Origin of the sequence: Thalassospira sp. MBR-102 (assembly GCF_040549275.1) — a bacterium.
Taxonomy (GTDB): domain Bacteria; phylum Pseudomonadota; class Alphaproteobacteria; order Rhodospirillales; family Thalassospiraceae; genus Thalassospira; species Thalassospira xiamenensis.
The window spans coordinates 140,539-164,625 of record NZ_JBEPTC010000007.1 but is presented as its reverse complement, the minus strand read 5'-3'; the positions used below and the strand labels follow the sequence as shown (position 1 = coordinate 164,625).

The 24,087-nt window shown below is 54.5% G+C and carries 22 protein-coding genes; 9 read left to right on the top strand and 13 right to left on the bottom strand.

The features are described 5' to 3' along the window. The first annotated feature begins 16 nt into the window (after positions 1-16). Together ABIE64_RS13720 and hemB are read left to right on the top strand one after the other, a co-directional pair. A complete protein-coding gene (locus ABIE64_RS13720) occupies positions 17-1,195 on the top strand; it encodes an MFS transporter (protein ID WP_354377714.1) in 1,179 nt (392 codons plus the stop codon). 80 nt (positions 1,196-1,275) lie between these two features. Continuing rightward, a complete protein-coding gene (gene hemB / locus ABIE64_RS13715) occupies positions 1,276-2,277 on the top strand; it encodes a porphobilinogen synthase (RefSeq protein WP_354377713.1) in 1,002 nt (333 codons plus the stop codon). A gap of 1,039 nt (positions 2,278-3,316) precedes the next feature. Here hemB and ABIE64_RS13710 read toward each other — a convergent pair. Beyond that, the gene (locus ABIE64_RS13710; protein WP_062948737.1) at positions 3,317-4,291 is read right to left on the bottom strand and encodes an HAD-IIA family hydrolase; all 975 of its coding nucleotides are present in this window, start codon (positions 4,289-4,291) and stop codon (positions 3,317-3,319) included. 485 nt (positions 4,292-4,776) lie between these two features. On the opposite strand from ABIE64_RS13710, the gene ABIE64_RS13705 reads away from it, so the two are divergent. Next, entirely contained in the window at positions 4,777-4,935 is a 159-nt protein-coding gene (locus ABIE64_RS13705) for a DUF1127 domain-containing protein (RefSeq protein ID WP_082242478.1), read from the top strand. Between the two features lie 117 nt (positions 4,936-5,052). On the opposite strand, the gene ABIE64_RS13700 is transcribed toward ABIE64_RS13705, so the two are convergent. Beyond that, positions 5,053-6,567 (bottom strand): malonate--CoA ligase, encoded by a 1,515-nt coding sequence (locus tag ABIE64_RS13700; protein ID WP_354377712.1) that lies wholly within the window; start codon positions 6,565-6,567, stop codon positions 5,053-5,055. A gap of 125 nt (positions 6,568-6,692) precedes the next feature. After that, positions 6,693-7,859 carry a type III PLP-dependent enzyme gene (locus ABIE64_RS13695; protein ID WP_037991212.1) on the bottom strand — a complete coding sequence of 389 codons (1,167 nt, stop codon included), beginning with the start codon at positions 7,857-7,859 and terminating at the stop codon, positions 6,693-6,695. Between the two features lie 232 nt (positions 7,860-8,091). Between ABIE64_RS13695 and ABIE64_RS13690 the strand changes: the two genes are divergently transcribed. Next, positions 8,092-9,579, top strand: coding sequence for an aldehyde dehydrogenase family protein (locus ABIE64_RS13690; RefSeq protein ID WP_354377711.1), 1,488 nt, complete (start codon positions 8,092-8,094; stop codon positions 9,577-9,579). A 342-nt stretch (positions 9,580-9,921) separates the two neighbouring features. Further along, the gene (locus ABIE64_RS13685) at positions 9,922-11,142 is read left to right on the top strand and encodes a threonine ammonia-lyase (protein ID WP_210766354.1); all 1,221 of its coding nucleotides are present in this window, start codon (positions 9,922-9,924) and stop codon (positions 11,140-11,142) included. A 38-nt stretch (positions 11,143-11,180) separates the two neighbouring features. Here the strand turns inward: ABIE64_RS13685 and ABIE64_RS13680 are convergent, their stop codons facing one another. Continuing rightward, positions 11,181-11,663 (bottom strand): flavin reductase family protein, encoded by a 483-nt coding sequence (locus ABIE64_RS13680; RefSeq protein WP_354377710.1) that lies wholly within the window; start codon positions 11,661-11,663, stop codon positions 11,181-11,183. Positions 11,664-11,915: 252 nt separating this feature from the next. Here ABIE64_RS13680 and motA point away from each other — a divergent pair, with 252 nt between their 5' ends. From motA to ABIE64_RS13660, 4 genes are all read left to right on the top strand, one after another. Continuing rightward, entirely contained in the window at positions 11,916-12,770 is an 855-nt protein-coding gene (gene motA, locus ABIE64_RS13675; protein WP_007089504.1) for a flagellar motor stator protein MotA, read from the top strand. A 42-nt stretch (positions 12,771-12,812) separates the two neighbouring features. Then, a complete protein-coding gene (locus ABIE64_RS13670) occupies positions 12,813-13,769 on the top strand; it encodes a flagellar motor protein MotB (RefSeq protein WP_063091948.1) in 957 nt (318 codons plus the stop codon). A 111-nt stretch (positions 13,770-13,880) separates the two neighbouring features. Beyond that, positions 13,881-14,621 (top strand): arginyltransferase, encoded by a 741-nt coding sequence (locus ABIE64_RS13665; protein ID WP_063091947.1) that lies wholly within the window; start codon positions 13,881-13,883, stop codon positions 14,619-14,621. Positions 14,622-14,786: 165 nt separating this feature from the next. Then, entirely contained in the window at positions 14,787-15,881 is a 1,095-nt protein-coding gene (locus ABIE64_RS13660) for a TRAP transporter substrate-binding protein (RefSeq protein ID WP_354377709.1), read from the top strand. Positions 15,882-15,957: 76 nt separating this feature from the next. On the opposite strand, the gene ABIE64_RS13655 is transcribed toward ABIE64_RS13660, so the two are convergent. From ABIE64_RS13655 to lepB, 9 genes are all read right to left on the bottom strand, one after another. Continuing rightward, entirely contained in the window at positions 15,958-17,334 is a 1,377-nt protein-coding gene (locus ABIE64_RS13655) for a TRAP transporter large permease (protein WP_063091946.1), read from the bottom strand. Continuing rightward, positions 17,334-17,879, bottom strand: coding sequence for a TRAP transporter small permease subunit (locus ABIE64_RS13650; protein WP_037991226.1), 546 nt, complete (start codon positions 17,877-17,879; stop codon positions 17,334-17,336). Before ABIE64_RS13650 ends, ABIE64_RS13655 begins: the two co-directional genes overlap by 1 nt. Before the next feature lie 251 nt (positions 17,880-18,130). Then, entirely contained in the window at positions 18,131-20,374 is a 2,244-nt protein-coding gene (gene parC / locus ABIE64_RS13645) for a DNA topoisomerase IV subunit A (RefSeq protein WP_051682324.1), read from the bottom strand. A gap of 139 nt (positions 20,375-20,513) precedes the next feature. Beyond that, positions 20,514-21,269: a DNA repair protein RecO gene (recO, locus tag ABIE64_RS13640; RefSeq protein ID WP_007089497.1), complete on the bottom strand. Its 756-nt coding sequence runs from the start codon at positions 21,267-21,269 to the stop codon at positions 20,514-20,516. 9 nt (positions 21,270-21,278) lie between these two features. Further along, positions 21,279-21,446, bottom strand: a complete 168-nt coding sequence (locus tag ABIE64_RS13635) for a hypothetical protein (protein WP_156962684.1) — start codon at positions 21,444-21,446, stop codon at positions 21,279-21,281. Continuing rightward, positions 21,446-21,649: a hypothetical protein gene (locus tag ABIE64_RS13630; RefSeq protein ID WP_354377742.1), complete on the bottom strand. Its 204-nt coding sequence runs from the start codon at positions 21,647-21,649 to the stop codon at positions 21,446-21,448. Before ABIE64_RS13630 ends, ABIE64_RS13635 begins: the two co-directional genes overlap by 1 nt. A 77-nt stretch (positions 21,650-21,726) precedes the next feature. Next, positions 21,727-22,665, bottom strand: a complete 939-nt coding sequence (gene era, locus ABIE64_RS13625) for a GTPase Era (protein ID WP_007089495.1) — start codon at positions 22,663-22,665, stop codon at positions 21,727-21,729. Continuing rightward, a complete protein-coding gene (gene rnc, locus ABIE64_RS13620) occupies positions 22,658-23,341 on the bottom strand; it encodes a ribonuclease III (protein ID WP_354377708.1) in 684 nt (227 codons plus the stop codon). Before rnc ends, era begins: the two co-directional genes overlap by 8 nt. Continuing rightward, positions 23,341-24,075: a signal peptidase I gene (gene lepB / locus ABIE64_RS13615; protein ID WP_007089493.1), complete on the bottom strand. Its 735-nt coding sequence runs from the start codon at positions 24,073-24,075 to the stop codon at positions 23,341-23,343. The genes rnc and lepB overlap by 1 nt, the downstream gene beginning before the upstream one ends. Positions 24,076-24,087 lie beyond the last annotated feature (12 nt).

Here is a 24,087-nt window from a genome sequence, read left to right as displayed (position 1 = left end):
GGAGGCGGAGCCCCACATGCCTATCTCCAACCAGATTGCCCACAACCGGATCCGCACCATTTTCTTTTTGCATGGTGCCGCCTTTTCAAGCTGGGTCCCGCATATTCCGCTGGTGCAGGAACGCCTTGGTTTTGGTCACGATGACCTTGGCGCCATATTGCTGGCGGCCGCGGTTGGCGTGCTTGCTGTTATGCCGGTTGCCGGTCGTCTATCGGATAAATTCGGCAGCGAACGTGTCGCACGCTATTCCGGGGTGGCTTATTTCATTTCCGTTGGCATTCCGGTCTTCATGCCAAGCTTCATGTCGATTGCGATTGCCATGTTCGCACTTGGCTTTTTTGGCGCGTTCCTTGATATATCGATGAATGCCAATGGCCTGAATGTTGAACGTGCGAAGAAACGCAGCGTCATGTCCGGCCTGCACGGTTTCTGGAGCCTCGGGGGCTTTGCCGGTGCGGGCACGACAGCGGCATGGTTTGCCCTGCCCTTGCCGGTTGAATGGCACCTTCCCGTCATGCTGACCCTATTTCTGATTTTGCATCTGATCCTTCAACGCCAGTTGATGCCAGATGCCGCCGTTCCCCATCCCGCCCAAACGCATGAAGGCTCGTCGGCCAAACAGCGCGCGATGTTCCTGACCCTGCTGCCATTTGGGGCCTGCGCCTTCATCGGCCAGTTTGGCGAGGGCGTGATTACCGACTGGGCAACGGTTCTGATGAATACCGAACTCAATTCCGGCCCGACAATGGCGGCCGTGGGTTTTGCCTGCTATTCGGCGGCCATGGCAATCACGCGCCTTTCGGGCGACTGGCTGGTCACGAAATTTGGCCGCCCGCAAATCCTGCTGTCCAGTTCAGCATGTGCGTCTTTTGGCCTGTTTGTTCTGGCGCTTGCACCGCATTACTTCGTTGCCTGGATCGGGTGTGCCATCGCCGGAATTGGGTTGGCCGTCATCCTACCGCTTCTGATTTCTGCGGCGGCGGAGGCAAGTGGCAGAAGCGGCGGTGCCGTCGTCTCAACCATTGCGGCAACCGGTTACACCGCCTTGATGGCCGGGCCACCGGTTATTGGGGCGATTGGTCAACAGCTTGGACTGGTTACGGCTTTTGTCCTGACAGCAAGTTTTCTGGCTTTGATCATACCGGTCTATCTGCTGACCATGCGTAAACGCCTTTATCGCACCAGCAACAGTTGATCCGCCGCCAATTCTGTCCCATAAATTGGGCACCTCATTTCTGAATTCAGAATGCCGCCCCACTGACAAGAGAACAGATCATGGCCAAAACAGTCACCTATGGCACTTTCCCACGCACCCGCCTTCGCCGGACCCGCATGAGCGACTGGTCGCGTCGCATGGTGGCGGAAACCCGATTGACCGCACATGATCTGATCCTGCCGGTATTTGTGATTGACGGCAAAAATGAACGGACACCGATCCCGTCAATGCCCGGTGTCGAACGCCAAAGCGTTGACGTGCTTGTTGAAACGGCAAAACATGCCGAAAAGCTTGGCATCCCTGCCCTTGCGCTTTTCCCGTATATTGATGCCAGCCTCAAAACCAAGGATGCGCGCGAAGCATATAATCCCGACAATGTGGTTTGCCGTGCGACAAAGGCGATCAAAGACGCCTGCCCCAATCTTGGTGTCATCACCGACGTTGCCCTTGATCCGTTCAATGCGGATGGTCAGGACGGGATCGTGATTGACGGTGAAATCCTGAATGACGAAACGACCGAGGCCCTTGTGCGCCAGGCACTGGTCCAGGCGCAGGCCGGATGCGATGTTGTCGCCCCGTCCGACATGATGGATGGCCGTATCGGTGCCATCCGTGACATCCTTGAATCCGAAGGACTTAAAAAGGTCCAGATCATGGCCTATGCGGCAAAATACGCCTCATCCTTCTATGGCCCGTTCCGCGATGCAATCGGATCGGCTTCTGCCCTAGGCAAGGCGGACAAGAAAACCTACCAGCTTGACCCCGCCAATAGCAGCGAAGCGATGCGAGAAGTTGCCTATGATCTTGAGGAAGGTGCCGACTCCGTCATTGTGAAACCGGGCTTGCCATATCTCGACGTTCTGTATCGGGTGCGTGAAGAATTTGGCGTCCCTGTTTTCGCCTATCAGGTATCGGGTGAATACGCCATGTTGCGTGCTGCGGCCCAGAATGGCTGGCTTGATTACCTTGGCTGTGCCATTGAAACGCTGTCCTGTTTCAAACGTGCCGGCGCGTCAGGAATCCTGACATACAGTGCAATTGACGTTGCCGAGGCCATTTAACAAGGAAACTTTTTTCCGGCCTTTTGGAAAAAGTTCTTGATTTGTTCTTTTCGTTGTGGCATAAAGATAAAGTCAACAGGACAAATGGGTCCGGAGACAAAACCCGCAAAGCGTGATTCGCTTTTGCGGGTTTTTGCGTTTCAGGCGGCAAAAATGGGAATGGGATGATGATGAAGCAGCTATCTGATCGTCTGAAAGGACGACGGCGGTATCGCCAAATGGGCATCACTGGCGCATGGAAAAGTCATTACGGCGGTGGTGCGTTTGGGCCGTGAGGCCGGGGGAAATTTACGAAAACTGTGTTTATCATGACGGGAGAGATGTGCCCTTGGGGCAAGGGTGTTTGTTCGGGACGGCGAGAGCCGGGCAGATGTCAGCCCATCCCGCCGCTACCCAACCGGTCGATGAAGTCTGGCAATGCCGAGGATCAGCAGGCCCGAATTGCGTCTGCATTGGATCGGCTGGTCATCAATGGCGGGATTTGTGCCTGCCCTGCGACAACGCCTTCGTCCTTGGGGCGAGGTGCGCTTGTAGTGTCCATCGAAAGCCCGAGGCGTTTGTTCGGGGCAGCAGGGACTGGGCGTGGTCGGTCTGGTGCAATCCAGTTCTGTCCAGCCTACCCGGTCGGTAGCGTTTGGCTATGCCGAGGGGTAGCGGGATCGATTGCCAGTGGGCCGAAGGAGCGTTCGAAGATGCCGAAAGGCTGGTCATCGATGGCGGGAGGTGTGCCTGCCGTGCGACAACGCTGTTGCCCGTGGAGTGAGGTGCGTTTTGGTGCAACCGAGAGCGACGGGCGTTTGTCCGGTCTTCCGGTCGGTGGCGTTTGGCGATGCAAAGGGCAGCGGTGTTGGCTTGGCTGGATTGGTTTGTCGGTTGATCAAAATCGTCATTCCGGGCGCAGCGCCGACCCGGAATCCATGCCCTGTTGAAAGAGGCTGGATTCCCGCCGTTGCGGGAATGACGATCAGGTCGGGAGCGCCTTGCCAGCGGTCCGAGGTCCGTTTGGCGGGCTGTTCTTACCGGGTCGTTTTATCCGTTATCAGGCACAGCAGGCTTCGCTTTTGGCACCTGACACGTCAATGCCATGACCAATCGCACGCGCACAAAAATGCGGACGCAGACCCGACTTTTCAAACAGGCTTTCGATATCGTCCTGACCATCGAGGAATCCCCCCTGATGCACCAGAAGTGTCTTGATGCCTGCCGCCAGTCCTCCAAGCACATCGGTATGGATTGTATCGCCTACCATCAGGACCCGATCCCGGCTGATATCCGGGTGACGACGCAGGACTTCATCAAACACGTGACCATAGGGCTTGCCAACGCAATCCGGTATTACGTTGCAACGATCCGCTGCCTTATGGGCGAAATATCCGGACTCAACGGATAGGAATGCCCCCATCGGCGCACAGATATCGGGATTGCCGACCAGAATGGGGCGCGGATTGGCTGCAAGGCTTTCTTCCAGATGATTCTGCTGGATATCGGACCAGTTTTCAGAATCAATAAGAACAAAACCGTCAACCGCATCATAAAGCGCGCGATCCGCGCCAAGCGGTTCCACCCTGCCCGGCAGGATATCAAATGGCCAGTGAACCGGTGCCATTGCCCCCCAATGGGACAGATCCCTGTAGGTTTCCATCATCGGGGCGACGAATTGCTGGCTACTGATCAGGTTTGTCGTGTTGAAATCGAACCCGCGCCCACGATGCCGTGCGAGGATTGCCTCGGCCGAACTCGATGCATCATTGGTGACAACGGCAAGTTTCTTTCCCGATTTCTGAAGGGCGGCCACGGTTTCGACCGCGCCGGGAATGGCTTGCGCGCCGCTATTGAGCACACCGAAAGCATCAAACACGATCAGATCAAATTGGTCCGCGATTTCCAGAAGGTTTCCAACATACTGTGTTTTCGCAGGAACAGATGCCGGATCAACCTGCGGCAAACGCGGGGCATATTGCAGATAAGCGGCGATTGCCTGCTCAAAGCTGAGCTTCGGGCGGTTGATACTCATCTGTCCGTGTCTCCTGTCCGATAGAAAGCCATCCGTGAATTCGCCTGAAGGCATCAATCCGGATATGTTCGTATGAAAATCGCGATTGCTGTTGTAGCGGTTCCGCTTTCAATTGGAAAGCGATTGGTAATTTAATTAGCTATGCACTGAAAACATAGCAATAAACAACGAAGCAAATCTGTATTATGACGTTATTTAAGCGTTTTCGTTGCAAAAACATGACTTTCTGCGCTTTCCAGCCTCCAGCCATGCAAAAAACGCATTGGATTTCACAATCAACCGGGCGTAGTTTGCACTCACGAAATAAAAACGATGTATCGACTGGCTGATGCGAAAAAATGCAGATGATCATTCGGTACATATCAAGCAGACCGACACGTCAAACCAGTTAACTATTCCTTCATGGAATATCTTCGGTGAGCACATGCCGGTTATCTGAATGACAGCGCCAATATGAAATTGGCCGGTTTGAAATAGGTGATGAAATGATCGTAACCAAGATTTTTGCTTTCCTGCGCGCCCTTCGTGTTCAGTACCAGACCCAGACTGCGCTCCGTAAACTTGATGCACGTGAGCTGGCAGATATCGGCCTGAACCGTGACATGATTGACGATGTCGCACATCGCGTTGCTTTCGGTCGCTAAGCCAGACCGTAGCCGTCCAAAAGAAAAGCCCCAGCATTGATTGCCGGGGCTTTTCTTGTTTTCGGGATAATGTGCTGACGGGGCAAGCTGTCCCTCGCCCCGTTGTAGCACCCCGTTCTAGTTGGCAAATACCGCGCTATAATCCTCTCGCAGGATATTCTTCTGTACTTTTCCCATCGCATTACGCGGAAGTTCGGACACGAAGAAAACGCGCTTGGGCACTTTGAAATTGGCAAGCTGCCCCTTGATCGCATTGACCACGTCATCTTCGGACAGTTTATCGCTGCTGCGGACGATCACGGCCACAACGGCCTCTCCAAAATCCGGATGCGCAACGCCGATCACGGCACTTTCGACAACACCATCCATCTTGTCGATGACCGTTTCGATTTCTTTGGGATAAACGTTAAACCCGCCGGAAATCACAAGATCCTTGGCGCGACCAACGATATGGACATACCCCTTGGCATCGATTTTGGCGATGTCCCCGGTAATGAAGAACCCGTCTTCGCGGAATTCCTCGGCCGTCTTTTCCGGCATTTGCCAGTATCCGGCGAAAACGTTCGGCCCGCGTGCTTCCAGAACGCCGATCTCGTCGGTTCCAAGCACATTCCCTTTATCGTCACAGATCCGGACTTCCACATCTGGCAGGGCCGGGCCGACCGTATGGACGATCCGCTCGCCATTGAGCGGGTTGGACGTTGCCATCCCCATTTCAGTCATGCCGTAACGTTCCAGCAACGCCTTGCCGGTCCGTTCCCTGAAGGCGACAAATGTTTCGGGCAGCAAGGGTGCCGATCCTGAAATGAACAGCCGCATGCCCGATGTCACATCGGCATTGAAATCATCACCAGACAGCAGGCGGACATAAAATGTCGGCACGCCCATCATGACGGTACTGCGCGGCAACAGCGTCATGACCTGATCGCGATCAAACTTCGGCAGGAAGAACATTTTCGATCCCGACAGCATCACGCAATGACACGCAATGAAAAGCCCGTGCGTATGGAAAATCGGAAGCGCATGTAAAAGAACGTCGTCCGGGCCAAAGCCCCAAAGCTTTTCCAGGGTCGCGGCATTTGACCACAAATTGGTCTGGGTCATCATGGCGCCCTTTGGCTTGCCCGTCGTGCCGGATGTATAAAGAATGGCCGCAAGTTCATCATCTGCACAGGCAACCGGGGTAAATTCGGCGGGGAAATCCGCCGCCTGATGGATCAGCGTTCCCTCGCCCGACGTGCCAAGTGTCAAAACCTTTTCAACGCGCTGTGCGTCGGCAATTGCCGTTACTTCATCTTCGCGGTGTGGCTGGCAGACAAAAACAATAGGTGCCGCGTTCCCCATGAAATAGGCAAGTTCACCTGCCTGATACGCGGTATTCAGCGGCAGATAGACCAGACCTGCGCGGATACAGCCCAGATAAAGGAACAGGGCTTCGGGGGATTTATCGACCTGAACAGCGACGCGATCACCTTTTTTGGCACCAAGGGCTGTCAAAAGCCCGGCAATACGTGCGGATGCCGCATCGGCATCACCGTAACTGTATGTTGTGCCCTCTGCCGTTTCGATCAGGACCTTGGACAGGTCGGATGGAAATCGGCTTCGTATGCGCATGAAAAGGCTGTTGGTCACGGCGTATCTTCCCTGTTTCAGATCTTGTGCCGGGCATTCATGCTGCCCGGTGTCATACCGGGCAGCATAGTGCACACAAGGATATCCGCAAACAAGTACTGTTTTACCGTTATGGCCGGTTGTGATCAGCCGACCTGCGGAAATTCGCCATCAATAAACGGAAATGTTTCGCCAACCGTCACCAGAAGCTCCGGGTAAAAACCGTTGAAATGGGTGGCCAGCGCGTTGCTGTAGGCACCGATATGACCAAACTCGATCCAGTCCCCTTCGCGGATGTCGGCGGGCAAGGTTACCGTTGCCGGAAGCACATCCATATTGTCGCAGGTCGGGCCATAGATCGTGAAGTCGAGGGTATCGGTGTCGTTGAAATCACCGCCGATCCGCATCGGTCGTACCGGGAAACGCAACTGCCCCGTGACCGCCTCGGAAAGGCTGCCATAGACACCGTCATTGATGAAGAGCTGGTCCTCTTTACGCAGATGCACCTGCGTGATCAGCGACACGCCACTCGACACCAGTGCCCGGCCCGGCTCGCACATAAAGGTGGTATCAGGCAGGCCAAGCCAGCGAATGCAGTCCTTGATTTCCTCCATGAAGACCTCAAGTCCCGGTGCGCGCTGGTTCATATATTGGCCGGGGAACCCGCCGCCAACATCAATATAACGGACTTTGACCCCTGAAAAATCGACAACCTGCCGGATCAGTTCAACAGCAATGCGATACCCGTTCGGCGTTGTGCATTGCGACCCGACATGGAAGCAAAGCCCGGCGGTATAGCCATAGCCATCAACTTTCTTCAAAAGTTCCGATGCCGTCATCGGACGGGCACCGAACTTTGCCGAAAGGTTATAGGCCGCGCCTGCCGGCGGGGTTGCCAGGCGGACATGAATGACCAGATCGGTCTCGCCGTCGGTTTCGGCGCGGACTTTTTCAAGTTCATCCTCGGTATCGATCACGTAATGCTTTACGCCGAAAACACGGTGCGCGCTGCGAATGGCATCCCGGCTTTTGACAGGATGCATGAAATAGACGTTCATGCCGGGAAACTGGCGGCGGACAAGGGCAATTTCCTCGGGCGATGCGGTATCGAAATGACGAACACCGCCTTCATGAAGGTAGCGCATGATTTCCGGATGCGGATTGCATTTGACCGCATAAAGGACATTGCCGGGAAACATGTCGACAAACCGTTTGGCCGATTCACGCAGGATGTCAGGGCGCAGGCAATAAACCGGGTAAGAAGGCTTAAGTTCACGAACAACATCAAACGTCGTATCGAAATGGCGCGGCATGGGTATCCCCTTGTCCTTACGGAATTGTATCTGTGGCGCATTCACAATTCGAAATGCAGCCCGCGTTTAAGTAACCCTATCAACCCTGTCCCTGACTGTCATGCCTAACATGGTGAAAGGACCTTGCCTTTCCGGTATCGGATCGATAAATTGGTAAACCAATACCGAATAACCGTTTATTTTGCGACGCAGCCGGAAAACGGGCGCGCAGCTATATGACAGGGAGCCTGAAATGTCTATCGAACCCGTGCTTGATCCCCACAAACTGGTCAAGGAACTTGATGGCCGTCACCTGATCGACGGGGAACTTGTACCGGCCAGAAATGGCAGAAATTTTGACGTGCTGAACCCGGCAACCGGCAAGGTTATTGCGCAGGCTGCCGAAGGTGACGCCGATGACGTCGATTTCGCGGTTTCGGTGGCAAAGAAGGCCCAAAAGGATTGGGCAAACCGCCCTGCCCGCGAACGCGGCAAGCTGGTGGCGGAATGCGGGCGTATCCTGACCCAGCATGTCGAGGAACTCGGCCGGATGGTGGCCCTTGAGTCCGGCAAGGCGTTGCGGACGGAAAGCCGGGTCGAGGCATCGGTCCTGGCCGACATGTTCACCTTCTTTGGCGGCCTTGCTTCGGAACTGAAGGGTGAAACCATTCCGTTCAACCCGAACATGATGACCCTGACAACGCGTGAACCGGTTGGCGTTGTCGGTGCGATCATTCCGTGGAACGTGCCGCTGCTTCTGATGGCGATCAAGGTCGCCCCGGCCTTGGTCGCGGGCAATACCGTTGTCGTTAAATCCGCCGAAGACACCCCCTTTACCGTCCTTCGTGTCTGCCAGATCATGCAGCAGGTCTTGCCAAAGGGTGTTTTGAACATCCTTTCCGGTTTTGGTCCGGGATGCGGCGGCCCGCTGGTGGCGCACAAGGATGTCAAAAAGGTATCCTTTACCGGATCGGTCGAAACCGGTCGTACGGTTTACCGCGCAGCGGCGGAAAAACTGATCCCGGTCACGCTGGAACTGGGTGGCAAATCGCCGATGATCGTGATGGGTGACGCCGATCTGGACAAGGCCATTGCCGGGGCAATTGGCGGCATGCGCTTTACCCGTCAGGGCCAAAGCTGCACGGCATCGTCGCGCATTCTGGTACATGAAAGCCTGCATGACGAGTTTGTTAACCGCCTTCTGGCCAAGGTCAACACCCTTAAAATGGGTGATCCGCTGGACGAGGAAACCGATATCGGCACGATCATCAATCGCAAACAGCGCGACAAGGTGTGCGGTTATATCGAGATCGGCGAGGAAGAAGGTGCGACCAAAAATGAACTCAGCGCCCTTCCAACCGATCCGGCACTTGCGGACGGCATGTTTGTCCGTCCGGTCGTCTTTACCAACGTCAAGCCTGATGCGCGGATTGCCCGCGAAGAAATCTTTGGCCCTGTTGCGTGTGTGTTCAGGTTCAAAACCTTTGACGAGGCGATTGAGCTTGCCAATGACAGCGACTTTGGCCTTGCCGCAACTGTCTGGACCAAGGACCTTAAAACCGCACTGACAGCCACCAAACGGCTTGAAGCGGGCTTTGTTCAGGTCAATCAGAACCTTGTCGTGCAGCCAAACCTGTCATATGGCGGCGTCAAGCTTTCGGGTCTTGGCAAGGAGGCATCGCTTGAGAGCATGCTTGAACATTTCACGCACAAGAAAACCATCATCATGAATATGGAATAACCCTGCCTGCGTTCCCAAACCGGCCGGGTTGCAAATGTTGCAACCCGGCTTTTTTGTTTGCAAACTTGACCTTGCGCGCCTAATCCGCAAAGCTGCATCACGATTACCGACCCATAACCCGGAAAGAACATGGCTATGTCTGCTTGCCTTGACATCCTCGCATCGCATCCCCGTCCGACGCTTCGTGCCGGTGCGATGGCCATGATTATCGGGATTTCCGCCCTGCGAATGTGATCCCTGTCATCCGCGGATGACAGGCTTGGTTAAACATCCGAATTTTGCCCACACATGATAAAATGCCAGCACATCACGTAAGGTGCGGCTGGCCGCAGGAGTATGGAAATGACCGTTTCCTATCACGACATCGTTCGCGCATCCGGCTTGCTTGAAGGCATCGTCAGCAAAACGCCATTGGTAAAATCGCAAACACTTTCAAATATTTGCGAGGCCGAAGTTCACCTGAAACTTGAAAACCTGCAATATACGGCCTCCTTCAAGGAACGCGGCGCTTATATCAAACTCGCCAGCCTGACGCCTGAAGAACGCGCGAAGGGTGTCATTGCCGTATCGGCCGGAAACCATGCGCAAGGTGTTGCCTATAACGCCAAACGACTTGGCATTCCGGCAACCATTGTCATGCCGAAAAACACGCCCTTTACCAAAGTCCGTCACACCCGTTCACACGGGGCGGAAGTTGTCCTTGAAGGCAGTGTTTTCGCCGAAAGCCTTGAAGCCGCATCGAAAATTCAGGAAGAACGCGGCCTGACCTTTGTGCATCCGTTTGATGATCCGCATATCATTGCCGGTCAGGGGACTGTCGGGCTTGAAATCCTTAATGATGGGGCGGACATCGACACCATTATCGTCCCCATTGGCGGCGGCGGTCTTGCGGCCGGTATTGTTACGGCCATCAAGGCCCGACGCCCGGATATCGAGGTGATTGGTGTCGAAACCAAGCTTTATCCTTCGATGTATGAAGGCATCAAGGGCCTGCCGCTTTCGGGCGGTGGTGTGACGATTGCCGAAGGCATTGCGGTCAAGCAACCGGGTGGCCTGACCCTCGAAATCTGCAAGGAAAAGCTTGATGATGTGCTGCTGGTCGAGGAAAGCTCGATCGAGCGCGCCATACAGATGCTGATCGAGATCGAAAAAACCGTTGTCGAAGGCGCTGGTGCGGCACCGCTTGCCGCCCTTCTTGATCACCATGACCGTTTCAAAGGCAAGAAGGTCTGCATGATTGTCAGTGGCGGCAACATCGATACCCGTCTTCTCGCACAGGTTCTGATGCGCGGTATGGCGCGCGAAGGCCGCCTTGTGCGTGTGCGTATCGAAATTCCCGATGTTCCGGGCGCACTTGCAACCATCAGCGCGCTGATCGGCGACGCCGAAGCCAACATCATTGAAGTGTATCACCAGCGTCACTTCTATGATGTGCCGGCAAAGCAGACCGACGTCGACATGGTGCTGGAAGTCAGAGACACCTCGCACGCAGAACAGGTGATTACAAAACTGACCGGTGCCGGATTTGGCAGCCGCCTTCTGGGCAACACATCGCTCGACTGAAATTACAAGGGCCAGCGACAATGCCGTTGGCCCTTTGCTCATTTGACAAGGGAGCGATAACGGCCACCATAATAAAGCAGAGGATCACCGGTATTCCCCAGCGAGATATCCTGTACATGCCCCACAATGATGCTGTGATCTCCGCCATCGTGAATTGCATGTCGTTTGCAGGAAAATGTCGCAAGATTACCGATCAGCTTTGGCACACCATGACAATCATCTTCGAAAACAAGGTCTTCCCAACGGTCGTGAACCGGTGATGAAAACAGGTCAGACAGGTCGCGTTGATCCCGATTAAGGATATTGATGCAAAAACGGTCACACTCACCTGCAAACAATGAATGTGTGGCCGCGCGCTGGTCTACTGAAAAAAGGACCAGAGCCGGATCGAGCGACACCGACGCAAACGAATTGATCGTAATGCCTGCTTTTGCGCCATTATTCGACCGTGCCGTAACAACAGCAACACCGGTTGCAAATTGTCCCAGACAGTCCCGAAAATCGCGCGATGAAAATGACATATTGAAGAATGCTCTTGCTGATAAAACCTATTGGACATGCCCTGCGTACAGGATCAGGGAAAATGGCGGGAAAAACTTGTGCTGTCAAACCCCACGCGTCAGCGTTTTAAACGCTATATTAATAAGATTAAAAGTTAATATGAATCATATAAATACAAGCGCTGCGACCCTAACACTCCGGCTTCCCGGAAGGCTGTCCATAATGAGGAATTTACGGTTGCGGCGTATTTTGGGGTTAGTGGGGACTGCATAATGTTTCTGATTATCGGTTACGTCATAGTACTCGGCTCGGTACTTGGCGGGTATTTGCCTCACGGGTCATTTAGCATTCTCGTTCAACCTCTTGAAGTTCTGATTATTTTCGGGGCTGCGTTTGGTGCCTTTCTGACTGCCAATCCGCTAAGCGTTGTCAAACGGTCCTTCAGCTATACCCTGCGTGCCATGAAAGGCCCCAAGAAGAAAGCTTCCTATCTTGAGCTTTTGACCTGCCTTTATGCGGTTTTTCGTCTCGCCAAATCAAAGGGCGATCTGGCGCTCGAAAGCCATGTGGAAAACCCCGAAAGCTCAAGCCTTTTCGCAAACTTTCCGGGCGTCACCAAAGACCATCACGCCCTTGAGTTCATGTGTGATTATCTTCGGTTGCTGACCCTTGGCACCACCAATGCGTACGAACTCGAAGCCGTGATAGATCAGGAACTGGAAACCCATCACGAGGAAGAACACGCGGTTTCCGATGCGGTTCAAACAGTTGGCGACGGTCTTCCCGCGCTGGGTATTGTCGCGGCCGTTCTGGGGGTTATTGTCACCATGAGCTCCGTGACGGAACCGCCTGAAATTCTGGGCGGCCTGATTGCGGCAGCACTGGTCGGGACATTCCTTGGTATTCTTGGCGCTTATGGTTTTGTCGCGCCGACGGCATCCATCATCAAGAAAACCGTTGATGCCGACGCGAAATACTACAGCTGTATAAAGGCGGCACTTATCGGACACATGCAGGGTTATGCGCCGCAGGTTTCGGTAGAATTTGCACGAAAAACCCTGCCACATGATCTTCGGCCAAGCTTCAAGGAACTTGACGAAGCTTTGCAAAATGCACCAACCGCTTGATTTTTGAATAATCCATTTCCGGTTTAGAGAAAAACGCGACGCATGCCTGATATCGTTATAAAGAAAATCAAGAAAGGCGGTCACGGCCACCATGGTGGTGCATGGAAGGTTGCGTATGCCGACTTTGTGACAGCAATGATGGCGTTCTTCCTGCTGCTTTGGCTGCTTAGCAGTGCCACTGAAGAACAGCTACAGGGCGTGTCGAACTATTTCACCCCGGAAACGATTTCTCAAAGCGAGTCCGGTTCCGGCGGCATTCTGGGTGGCCAAAGCCTTGCAGAACAAGGTGCCTTACGCTCTGAAACGGGCGCGCCGACGGTCAGCATTGATATTCCCCCGGTGAAAACACCGGAAGAAATGGCCGAGCAACGTCTTGCCGAACAGGAAGACAAGGAATTCAAGGAAGCGGAAGAAGAACTTCGCAAGGCGCTTGAAAGTTCCCCTGATTTGCAGGAACTTGCCAAGAATATCCGGATCGAAGAAACCGACGAAGGTCTTCGCATTCAGATTTTGGATGAAGACGGCACCGCAATGTTCCCAAGCGGTAGTGCCGTCATGGCCGACCACACCAAACTTCTGCTGTCAAAGGTTGTCGAAGCTATCCAGGGTATGCCGCAGGATATTTCGATTGAAGGCCATACCGATGCCGTGCCCTTCTCGACAGTCACTGGTTACAGCAACTGGGAACTGTCCTCGGACCGCGCCCTGGCAACCCGCCGGGAACTTGAAACGCAGGGCCTTGCATCCGGCCGCTTCGCCAAAGTTGCTGGCCTTGCCGATACGGACCCGCTGCTTCCCGAAACGCCGGAAAACGAACGCAACAGACGCATCAGCATCACGCTTCTGCGCGGAACCGGTGAACGCCCGGCCGTTGATGGCGAAACCTCCGCCCCTGCGCAGTCTGGCACCCCATCCACCGAACAGGGATCAGGACAAGAATCGGGCAATTCAGCGCCTTCAAACCGGCGCCCCAGCTTCTCTGTCCCTTCAAACCGCTAGGGAATTTTATGGCGAGCTCAGACAATCGTCGGGTTCGCCCTTTAAACCGTCATGATTCATACCTAATCTCATATTATCAGAAGAACCTCTGAAGCCGGGGCAAAACGGTAAATGACAGTCAATCAAAGGCGACTGACACAGCATTACTTCATGACCGCTCCCATGCCATGCCCCTATCTGCCTGGCAGGTTCGAGCGTAAGCTGGTGACAGAACTGCGCGGTCCCGAAGCAAATAACGTTCATGATCTGCTGTCTCGCGCCGGTTTCCGCCGCAGCCATTCTATTGCCTATTTGCCTGCCTGCAGCGAATGTGACGCGTGTGTTCCCGTCCGGGTACGTTCCGAAGATTTCCGCACGACCAGATCGTTTCGTCGTATCGCGGCAAAAAACAATGATCTGATCCGGGCCGTCTCGCCATCCGTCGCCACACAGGAACAGTTTCAGCTTTTCAGTCAGTATCAGGACGCCCGTCACGGCAATGGCGATATGGCCCGGATGGATGCCCGCGACTATCGGGCCATGATCGAAGACAGCACTGTCGACACCTCCATTTTTGAATATCGGCGCCAGAATGGCAGCCTGATCGCGGTTGCACTGGTCGATAACCTCTCTGATGGCCTGTCTGCCGTATACAGCTTCTTTGATCCCTCCGAACAGCGCCGCGGACTTGGAACCTTTATCATTCTTGATCTGATAAAAGAGTCCCAAACCCTTGGTTTACCCCATGTTTATCTTGGTTACTGGATCGGAGAGTGCCGAAAGATGTCCTACAAGATGCGCTTTCAGCCTCTGGAAGGTTTTCGGGGCGGAAACTGGGTTAGCCTTCCGGCCAGTGACGGTATTGACGGTTGATCTTTGGCTCGCGACACCCCGCCGCAACTACTAGACCAAAGTAGTAGCTCCCCCATCGATCCCCGGTTGCCACATTCTACAGACGCATATAAGCTTTGCTCCAAAGCCGCATGACGGCTTTGAGGCAATAAATCATGAGCTTGCATCTTTGGGAGGCTGTAATCTATGAAACGTCGCCAATTTCTTTCCGGCGCTGCGGTAGCCGGTGCGACCGCGGCGGTCGCGTCTACCTTTGCCAAACCGGCAATCGCACAGGAAGTCCGTGAGTGGCGCATGGTCACGACCTGGCCAAAAAACTTCCCGGGTTTGGGGACCGGGGCGAACCTTTTGGCTGAATATATAAACAAGGCATCAGACGGCCGCATGAAGGTGACCGTTTTTGGCGCGGGCGAAATCGTTCCCGCCTTTGAAGCCATTGATGCTGTCGGTAATGGTACCGTCGAAATGGGCCATGGCGCGCCTTATTACTGGAAGGGTAAAGTCGATGCCACCCAGTATATCGCAGCGATGCCATTCGGACTGAACGCCCAGGAACAGAACGCATGGTTCCAGTGGGGCGGCGGTCAGGAACTTGCTGACAAAGTCTATTCCGAACTGAACTGCAAATTCTTCCCGTCCGGCAACACCGGCACCCAGATGGGCGGCTGGTTCAACAAGGAAATGAATACGATTGATGACTATAAAGGTCTGAAAATGCGTATTCCGGGCCTTGGCGGCGAAGTCGTCAAAGCTGCGGGTGGCAACGTTGTGAACCTTCCGGGTGGCGAAATTCCGCCTGCCCTTCAGTCCGGTGCGATTGACGCGACCGAATGGGTTGGCCCGTATAACGACCTGGCGTTTGGTCTCTATAAATCAGCCAAGTTTTATTACTATCCGGGCTGGCATGAACCGGCGACCGTTCTTGACAACTTCATCAACCTTGATGCCTGGAATGCCCTTCCCGACGACCTCAAGGCAATCGTCGAGCAGGCCAACCGTGCTGTGAACCAGATGGTTCTGTCGGAATTCACCGCACGGAACAATCAGGCGCTCCAGACCCTGCGCGACAAGCACAATGTCGATGTTCGCCCGTTCTCGGACGACATTCTGACCAATCTTGGCGCATTGTCGGGCACGGTTCTGCGTGACCTTGTTGCTTCAAATCCGCTGTCGCAGGAAGTTTTCGAAAGCCTGATCGCGTTCCGTACCCAGTCGATTGGCTGGTCGAAATTCTCGGAATCGGCTTTTGCCCAGGCACGTATCCTGCCGTTCAAATACTAAGTTTTCAGATATAGAAACCGAAAAGGGTCGGCAAATGCCGACCCTTTTTGCATGACAGGTTTTGGCGGGCCTGCGGTTACTTGAACAGCAAATCCGGAAGCCATGTCGCCAGTGCCGGGAACGCCGCCACAAGCCCCAAGCCCAGGACCTGGATCAGGACAAACGGGACAATCCCGCGATAAATGTCCCAGGTCTTTATTGCCGCCGGAGCCACCCCGCGCAGATAGAACAGCGCAAAGCCGAACGGCGGTGTCAGGAAGCTGGTCTGCAGGTTGATGGCAATCATCACGCCAAGCCAGACCGGATCGATATCCATCTTGAGCAGGATCGGGCCAACGATTGGCACAACCACAAACACGATTTCAATGAAATCAAGGAAGAAGCCCATGACAAACATCAGCAGCATGACGACCAGCATGGCGCTGAAAACACCGCCAGGAAGGTTATGCAGCAGTTCTTCGACCAGATGATCCCCGCCAAGGCCACGGAAGACCAGCGAGAACACCGATGCGCCCAGCAGGATCACGAAGACCATGGCACTGATCTGAACCGTCTGGCGTGTCACATGGCGCAACACGTCCCATGACAGGCGTTTATAGAACGCCGCCAGAATGACCGCACCAACACCGCCAAATGCCGCGGACTCAGTCGGTGTTGCGATACCTGTAAGGATCGAGCCCAGCACGGCAACGATGAGCAACCCCGGAGGCATCAGCGCACGCAGAACTTCCCCCCAAAGGCCATCCGGCCGTTTGTCGGTCACCAGCGGCGGTGCCGATTTGGGGTCAATAAAGGCCTGAATGATGATCCAGCAGATATAAAGCCCGACCAGAAGCATGCCGGGAATGAATGCACCGGCAAACAGGTCGATAACCGAAACCGGCTCCGGGGCCCAATTGCCCAGCGAACGTTGTGCTTCGGCGTAAGCGCCTTGCAGGATATCACCGAGCAAAACCAGCACGATCGACGGCGGTATGATCTGCCCCAATGTGCCGGATGCACAGATTACCCCGGTCGAAAGACGCGGACTGTATCCGGCCTTTTGCATCGCCGGAAGGCTGAGAAGCCCCATGGTTACAACGGTTGCCCCAACGATACCGGTCGAAGCCGCCAGCAGCATCCCGACCAGCACAACCGAAATGCCAAGCCCCGCCCGCATGGTGCCAAACAGAAGCCCCATGGTCGTCAGCAGCTTTTCGGCAATCCGGGCACGTTCAAGCATGACGCCCATAAAGACGAAAAGCGGGATCGCGACATAAAGCTCGTTGGTCATCACACCGAAATAGCGTGACGGCAACGACCCCAGAAGCGGCATGTCAAACACGCCCATCGAATTACCGATCAGCGCAAAGACAAGCCCCGTTCCTGCCAGGGAAAACGCAACCGGGAAACCGAGAAGAAGAACGCCGCAGGCTACTGCGAACATTACAAGGCTAAGAATTTCCCCCGACATCAGACGCCCTCGTGCTCTTCTTCTTTGATTTCAAATTCTTTATGCCCGGTCAGCACGAGAATGCTACGCGCGGCGAGTGACAGCCCCTGCAAAGCAATCAACACGCAGAAAACGAGAATAACCGATTTATAAAGGAACAGCCCCGGCAAGCCGCCGGTTTCATGTGACCCTTCAAGACGAAGCCAGCTGGTCATCACATAGGGGTAACTATAGATATAGACCATAATGATCACCGGCAGCAGCAGCAGCAGGGAACCAAAAAGATCAACCCATGCCTTGTAGCGCGCCGAAGCCGGACGATAGAAGACGTCCACTCGCACATGACCGCCATGTAGCAGCGTGTAACCGGCACCGACCATAAAGACGATACCATGCAGCCACATATAGCTTTCCTGCATCGAAACCCAGCCAATGGAAAAACCGTACCGTAATGTCGCGACCAGGAATGTGATCACGACCATCGGGATTACCAGCCAGGCCACGCCACGTCCGATCCAGTCATTCAGACCGTCAACGAAACGGACGAAACTCCCTAGAAAATTCACGTTTTCACTCCCACGCCCTTTTGGAACTCACAGGGAAATTGCGGGCTCCCTGCCAATCAGGATGCGAAGTTACATATTTACGCCTTAAAACGCTATATATTTTGCCCGTTTCCCGCCTTGTTCAGCATCCTGAATAAAATCAAACCGCGTTTTCACCCGTGATTGACAAATTTCGCCCGGAAACGAGAAAAGGGATAAGAACATCCCTGCCCTTATCCCTTTGGAATCTCATCCATCCTGCGAAGGATGCGTTATTCGAACCTGTTTGACCGCGGGAACCCGGTTGGCGGCATGCGCCCGGCACCGGCACGCTTGCCAATCCATTCTGCAAGCTCGGTAACGGTACGTGTACGGCCCTCGCTGCCGCCCATGGTCCAGCTCAGTCCTTCTTCAAGATTGAACAGGACCAAATCAGCCATGCCACCCTGACGGTATTTCTGCAGGATAACACCGCGCCCGCGGGTCATTTCAGGGACTTCGGAAACCGGATAGATCAGAAGTTTACGGTTTTCGCCCAGAACAGCGACATGATCCTTGTCGACCGGAAGGCAGATTTTTGCCTCTTCATCCTTGCCAAGGTTCAAAATCTGTTTGCCGTTCTTGGTCTGGGCCACCACATCGGCTTCGGCCACCTGGAAACCGCGACCGGCAGAACTTGCAACAAGCAGGTTCCGGCCCGGCTTATGGATGACCATCGCAACGATGTCATGTTCCTGGGGCAGATCAATCGTCAAACGGATCGGCTCACCATGACCACGTCCGCCCGGCAGCTTGTCGCACGACATCGTGTAACAGCGGCCTTCGGTGCTCATGATCAGAAGCTTGTCCGTCGTGAACGCCTTCAGCGCAAAACGCCCTTCGTCACCATCCTTGAATTTCAGGTCGCTGATGTCTGACGTATGCCCCTTAAGGGCCCTGATCCAACCCATTTTCGAACAGATCACCATAATAGGTTCACGTTCAATCAGGGCTTCCAGCGGAACTTCGATTTCTTCCGGTGCATCACCGATTTCGGTACGGCGCTTGCCAAGGGCTGTCTTCTTGCCGAATTTCTCGCGCATTTCCTCGACTTCGTCGCGGATTTTCTCCCAGCGCAAGCTTTCACTGGCAAGAAGCGCTTCGAGACCTTCTTTTTCTTCGGTCAGTTTCGCATGCTCGTTCTTGATTTCCATTTCTTCGAGCTTGCGCAAGGACCGCAGACGCATGTTGAGGATCGCATCCGCCTGAACTTCCGTCAGGTCGAAAGTCGACATCAACGACACCTTCGGCTCATCCTCGAAACGAATGATCCGGATGACCTCGTCAAGGTTCAGATAGGCAACAAGATAACCATCAAGCACTTCAAGGCGATGATTGATCTTGGCCAGTCGATGGTTGGAACGACGGATCAGAACGTCCTGACGATGGGCCAGGAACGCACGCAGTACTTCGCGCAGATTCATGACGCGCGGCGTATTGTCCCCGTCCAGAACGTTCATGTTCAGACCAAACCGGATTTCCAGTTCGGTATTCTTGAACAGCATCTCCATCAAATGTTCCGGCTCGACCGCACGGGTCCGCGGCTCAAACACCAGACGGATCAGGTCGGTCGACTCATCGCGCACATCAGCCAGAAGCGGAAGCTTTTTCAGAACCATCAGATCGGCAATACGCTCGACCAGTTTGGCTTTCTGAACCTGATAGGGAATTTCGGTCACAACGACCTGGAACAGTCCATGACTGAGCTTCTCGACTTCCCATCTGGCGCGCAGACGGAATGAACCGCGCCCGGTGGCATAGGCCTCAAGAATGTTTTCGCGCGGCTCAACCAGAACCCCACCGGTCGGGAAGTCCGGACCCGGCACACAGCGCACGAGTTCCGCAATCGAGGTATCAGGATTATCGATCAGCTTGATCAGGCCGGCACATAGTTCGCCAGCATTGTGCGGCGGAATGTTGGTTGCCATACCAACCGCAATACCGGCCGCACCATTGGCCAGCAGGTTCGGAAACGCTGCCGGCATGACAATCGGTTCGTGATCCTCGCCGTCATATGTCGGGCGGAAATCAACCGCATCTTCGTCAAGGCCATTCATCAGTGCCGCGGCAACGGCTGTCATGCGGGCCTCGGTATAACGCATTGCCGCTGCGTTATCGCCGTCAATGTTGCCAAAGTTCCCCTGCCCGTCGACCAACGGATAACGGACGGCAAAATCCTGTGCCAAACGCACAAGCGCGTCATAGACAGACTGATCACCATGCGGGTGATACTTACCGATCACGTCACCGACAACACGGGCGCATTTCTTGAACCCCTGCGCCGGATCAAGTTTTAGCTGGCGCATGGCATACAGCAGACGCCGATGCACGGGTTTCAGACCATCGCGCACATCGGGAAGAGAACGCGACATGATCGTCGACATGGCATAAGCGAGATAACGTTCGCTCAACGCGTCGGCAAGGCGCGTTTCCCTGATTTGGCCGGCATTGGCCGGATCGGAAGTCTTGGTGCTCATGAACGATTTTTCTTGTTGTTTGGCAGGTTGCAATCAATTCGGCAATTCAGTCCGGTGTCCGGCGCTCAATCACCATTTTGGCAACATACTACGGTGGGTACGGTTATGGTCAACACAAGTCCGCATCAAAGTACGGTATTTATTTTTCATCGGCGTCTACTGCGCGCCAGATATGGCTCACCAGCCGGTCGCGGGCGGCAACGGGCTTCACACCCTTTGCTTCAAAAATATCGCGATGAATGAAAAATCCGGTCAGTTTGATCCCTTGGCGAAACTGTTCATTCAATCCCTGATCGCGGCTGCTTTGTGCGGCCCTGCCTGCGGCAAGGAATGCCGGTAACGGCAACAGGCGATCACGATATGCCGTTCCTGCGGCCTCGGAAACGGCCCGGCCGCTTTTGGGGGATACAAAGCAGAGGTCATCGGCAACATCTGTTGCTGCACAACGATCAAGGCTGAGCCCATAGCCAAGCTCGTCAAGCAACCCGACTTCCCATCGGATGTAAGACGCCAGCCATTGCTCCGTCTTAAGGGCGGAAAGCAGTGCAACCGTCCCCTGATACAATGTGGTGTGCGCTTCGCGTTCGGGCAATGTGACTTCCAGCATCGCACAGGCCGAACTCAACGCCATCAAGGGCCCGGGGGATAGCAGCAAATCGGCAACATGCGCGCCCGTCAGTTCGCAACGGAACTGCCCCAGATGTTCTGATAATCTGGCAGACCATCCGACACGAACTTCATTCCCCGGCTCCAGCGTACCGCGCATTGATTTGCTGGTGGCACCACGCACCATGCCTGCATATCGACCATAGTCGCGCGTCAGCACCGACAAACGGACCGAGTTCTCACCGAGCTTGCGCGTGGAAAGGACGATCGCATCATCACGCCAGTCCATCCTGCACCTCTAGAAAAAACCGCGCGGCACGATCAGACGGGTAACAAGGAAGAAAAGCCCGACAAGGCTGGATGCAAGACAGATGAACGCAACAATAAAAACAATACGTTTCAATGTGTTGCTGCTTGCAACGTGATCAATTGCATCATCAATCGGGTCATTTTCGTGCCTGGTCATTACGACTGTCCATTTCCATTCAAACGCCAAAGCAACCCAAGAACGAAGGTGGCAATAGCCGCCAACAAAGCCAGCAGATTAACCGGGCGCGAAAGGAATGATTTGTCGCGCTCGATATTTTTACCATCATGCCGGTAACGAAACGGTCGCCGGGCGACACGTGCAACGATCATCGCGGCAACGGCGCCAACGACGATCAACACTATTCCCCATAAAGATCCGTTTTCCATATCCAAACCTGCAGGCAGGGCAAATGTGCGCGAAACTTACGCGCCATGTATCAAGCGTTGGGATCAAGTCCCCACATCGCAAAGCGATTGGGATCATCGCCCCAGTTTTCGCGCACCTTGACGAACAGGAACAGATGAACCCGACGTTCGAAAATCGCTTCAAGTTCCTTTCTGGCATCACTGCCAAGGGCCTTGATACGCTTACCACCCTTGCCAAGGATGATGGCTTTCTGGCCTTCTCGCTCGACGAAAATCGTCTGCTCCAGCTTGACGGAACCATCCTTGCGTTCTTCCCACAATTCGGTTTCGACCGTTGCGGAATAAGGCAATTCCTGCTGCAGCTGATAGTAAAGTTTTTCGCGCGTTATTTCTGCCGCCAGCAACCGCAACGGCATATCCGAAACGTCGTCTTCGGGGAACATCCACGGACCATCGGGCATCTTGGCCGCAAGGAAATTCACCAGATCCTGCGTACCAGAACCCTTTTTGGCCGAAATCATGAAGACATCGGTGAAAACTTCCTCGGCAAAGAATTCCTGCGACAGACGCAGCAGCTTTTCCTTGTCGGCCACCTTGTCGACTTTGTTCATCGCCAGAATGGCTTTGCGATTCTGGGATTTGAGCTGATCAATGATCGCGCGCACCTCGTCGGTGATGCCTGCCCCGGCATCAATCACCAGAACAACAAGATCGGCATCGTCCGCACCGTTCCAGGCGGCTTTGACCATTGCACGGTCCAGACGGCGCTTCGGCGCAAAGATGCCCGGCGTGTCGATAAACACCAGCTGCGCGTCATCGGTCATGACAATGCCGCGCACGCGCGTGCGTGTTGTCTGCACCTTGGGCGAAACGATGGATACTTTTGTGCCAACAAGCTGATTGAGCAATGTCGATTTTCCGGCGTTTGGCGCCCCGACAAGTGCGACAAAGCCGCAACGCTGCTGATAAGGTAATCTGTCTTCGTTCACCGGAGTGGGAACCTCATTCATGGTTCAGTGTATCCAACATCAATTGAGCAGCCAGTTGTTCTGCCTCGCGTTTCGATTTGCCATCGGCCTTTACACTTTCACCGTCTCCGGTGCTCAGTTCAATGGTAAAGACAGGTGCATGCGCGGGGCCCTGACGACCGACCATTTCATATTTCGGCAATGGCTTGCCACGTCCCTGCAAAAGTTCCTGCAATCGGGTTTTTGCATCTTGCGGCGGCTTGGGCGCTTCATCGAGAAGCGGCAGCCAAAGCCGTTCGATAAATTCTCTTGCCGGTTCCAGACCACCGTCAAGATAGAGTGCGGCAATCACCGCCTCCATGCAATCAGATAAAATGGCGGGATTGGTATCCGCACCGGCGGCACGTTCGCCTTTTGCCATCTGGATATGGCTGCCAAGGCCGATCTGCTGTGCCAGTCTGGCAAGCGTTTCACGACGGACCAGCGCGACAAAACGCTTGGCCATCGCACCTTCGCGCTCGCGCCCGAAACGCGTATAAAGCATTTCGGCAACAACCAGCCCCAGAACCCTGTCGCCCAGAAACTCCAGCCGTTCATTGCCGCCGCTTAACGCATCCTTGCCTTTTGCGGCACTGCGATGCGTCAACGCAACCCGAAGCAGATCGGGTTGCGCAAACTCGTGATCAATCTCGGCAATCAATGGCACCGTTTCGGCCATCAGTTGACCCCCTGGAACAGCCGGTCAAACCGGATGCTGCCCAAGTCATAGATCGGCTGTGAACTGTCTTTGGAATAGAACAGGAATTCAGCACGTCCCACGAGGTTTTCGATCGGGACAAACCGGAAGCGCGACGGGAAGGCCCGGCTATCGGCCGAATTGTCGCGGTTATCGCCCATCATGAAGAAATGCCCTTCGGGGACGGTAAACGGTTCGGTGTTATCGCTTGGCCCCTGATCGCCAAAGATCTCGAGGATACGATGAACCTTACCATTCGGAAGTGTTTCGATATATTGCGGAACGGCAATCGCCTGCCCGCTGCCATCGGTCAGGATATAGTCTTCGATCCGGTCACGTTCTACCGTCTGGCCATTAATCAGCAAACGGCCATTGGTGACCTGAACCGTATCGCCCGGCAGGCCGATCACGCGTTTGATATAATCCTGCGACGGATCAGCAGGCAGTTTGAAAACCACCACATCGCCGCGTTCCGGTTCGGACGACATGATGCGACCGGGAATCAGCGGCACGCTGAACGGCAGGCTGTGCTTTGAATATCCATAGGAAAATTTCGACACAAACAAATAGTCACCAACCAGCAAGGTCGGGATCATCGAACCGGATGGAATATTAAACGGTTCGAAGGCGAATGTCCGAACCAGAAGCGCGATCACAATGGCCCAGAAAACGGTTTTGAAGGTGTCCAGAAGTCCACCCGTTTTCTTCTTTTGCACTAGCTTTTCCAT

What these genes read in the sequence shown, in the direction of transcription:
- ABIE64_RS13665 (WP_063091947.1), top strand. Translation starts at nt 13,881, where the DNA reads ATGACAGTCAATCAAAGGCGACTGACACAGCATTACTTCATGACCGCT.
- ABIE64_RS13660 (WP_354377709.1), top strand. Translation starts at nt 14,787, where the DNA reads ATGAAACGTCGCCAATTTCTTTCCGGCGCTGCGGTAGCCGGTGCGACC.
- era (WP_007089495.1), bottom strand. Translation starts at nt 22,665, where the DNA reads ATGAATGAGGTTCCCACTCCGGTGAACGAAGACAGATTACCTTATCAG.
- ABIE64_RS13655 (WP_063091946.1), bottom strand. Translation starts at nt 17,334, where the DNA reads ATGTCGGGGGAAATTCTTAGCCTTGTAATGTTCGCAGTAGCCTGCGGC.
- ABIE64_RS13710 (WP_062948737.1), bottom strand. Translation starts at nt 4,291, where the DNA reads ATGAGTATCAACCGCCCGAAGCTCAGCTTTGAGCAGGCAATCGCCGCT.
- parC (WP_051682324.1), bottom strand. Translation starts at nt 20,374, where the DNA reads ATGAGCACCAAGACTTCCGATCCGGCCAATGCCGGCCAAATCAGGGAA.
- ABIE64_RS13680 (WP_354377710.1), bottom strand. Translation starts at nt 11,663, where the DNA reads ATGTCATTTTCATCGCGCGATTTTCGGGACTGTCTGGGACAATTTGCA.
- ABIE64_RS13695 (WP_037991212.1), bottom strand. Translation starts at nt 7,859, where the DNA reads ATGCCGCGCCATTTCGATACGACGTTTGATGTTGTTCGTGAACTTAAG.
- motA (WP_007089504.1), top strand. Translation starts at nt 11,916, where the DNA reads ATGTTTCTGATTATCGGTTACGTCATAGTACTCGGCTCGGTACTTGGC.
- ABIE64_RS13720 (WP_354377714.1), top strand. Translation starts at nt 17, where the DNA reads ATGCCTATCTCCAACCAGATTGCCCACAACCGGATCCGCACCATTTTC.
- ABIE64_RS13670 (WP_063091948.1), top strand. Translation starts at nt 12,813, where the DNA reads ATGCCTGATATCGTTATAAAGAAAATCAAGAAAGGCGGTCACGGCCAC.
- ABIE64_RS13685 (WP_210766354.1), top strand. Translation starts at nt 9,922, where the DNA reads ATGACCGTTTCCTATCACGACATCGTTCGCGCATCCGGCTTGCTTGAA.
- rnc (WP_354377708.1), bottom strand. Translation starts at nt 23,341, where the DNA reads ATGGCCGAAACGGTGCCATTGATTGCCGAGATTGATCACGAGTTTGCG.
- hemB (WP_354377713.1), top strand. Translation starts at nt 1,276, where the DNA reads ATGGCCAAAACAGTCACCTATGGCACTTTCCCACGCACCCGCCTTCGC.
- recO (WP_007089497.1), bottom strand. Translation starts at nt 21,269, where the DNA reads ATGGACTGGCGTGATGATGCGATCGTCCTTTCCACGCGCAAGCTCGGT.
- ABIE64_RS13705 (WP_082242478.1), top strand. Translation starts at nt 4,777, where the DNA reads ATGATCGTAACCAAGATTTTTGCTTTCCTGCGCGCCCTTCGTGTTCAG.
- ABIE64_RS13635 (WP_156962684.1), bottom strand. Translation starts at nt 21,446, where the DNA reads ATGACCAGGCACGAAAATGACCCGATTGATGATGCAATTGATCACGTT.
- ABIE64_RS13690 (WP_354377711.1), top strand. Translation starts at nt 8,092, where the DNA reads ATGTCTATCGAACCCGTGCTTGATCCCCACAAACTGGTCAAGGAACTT.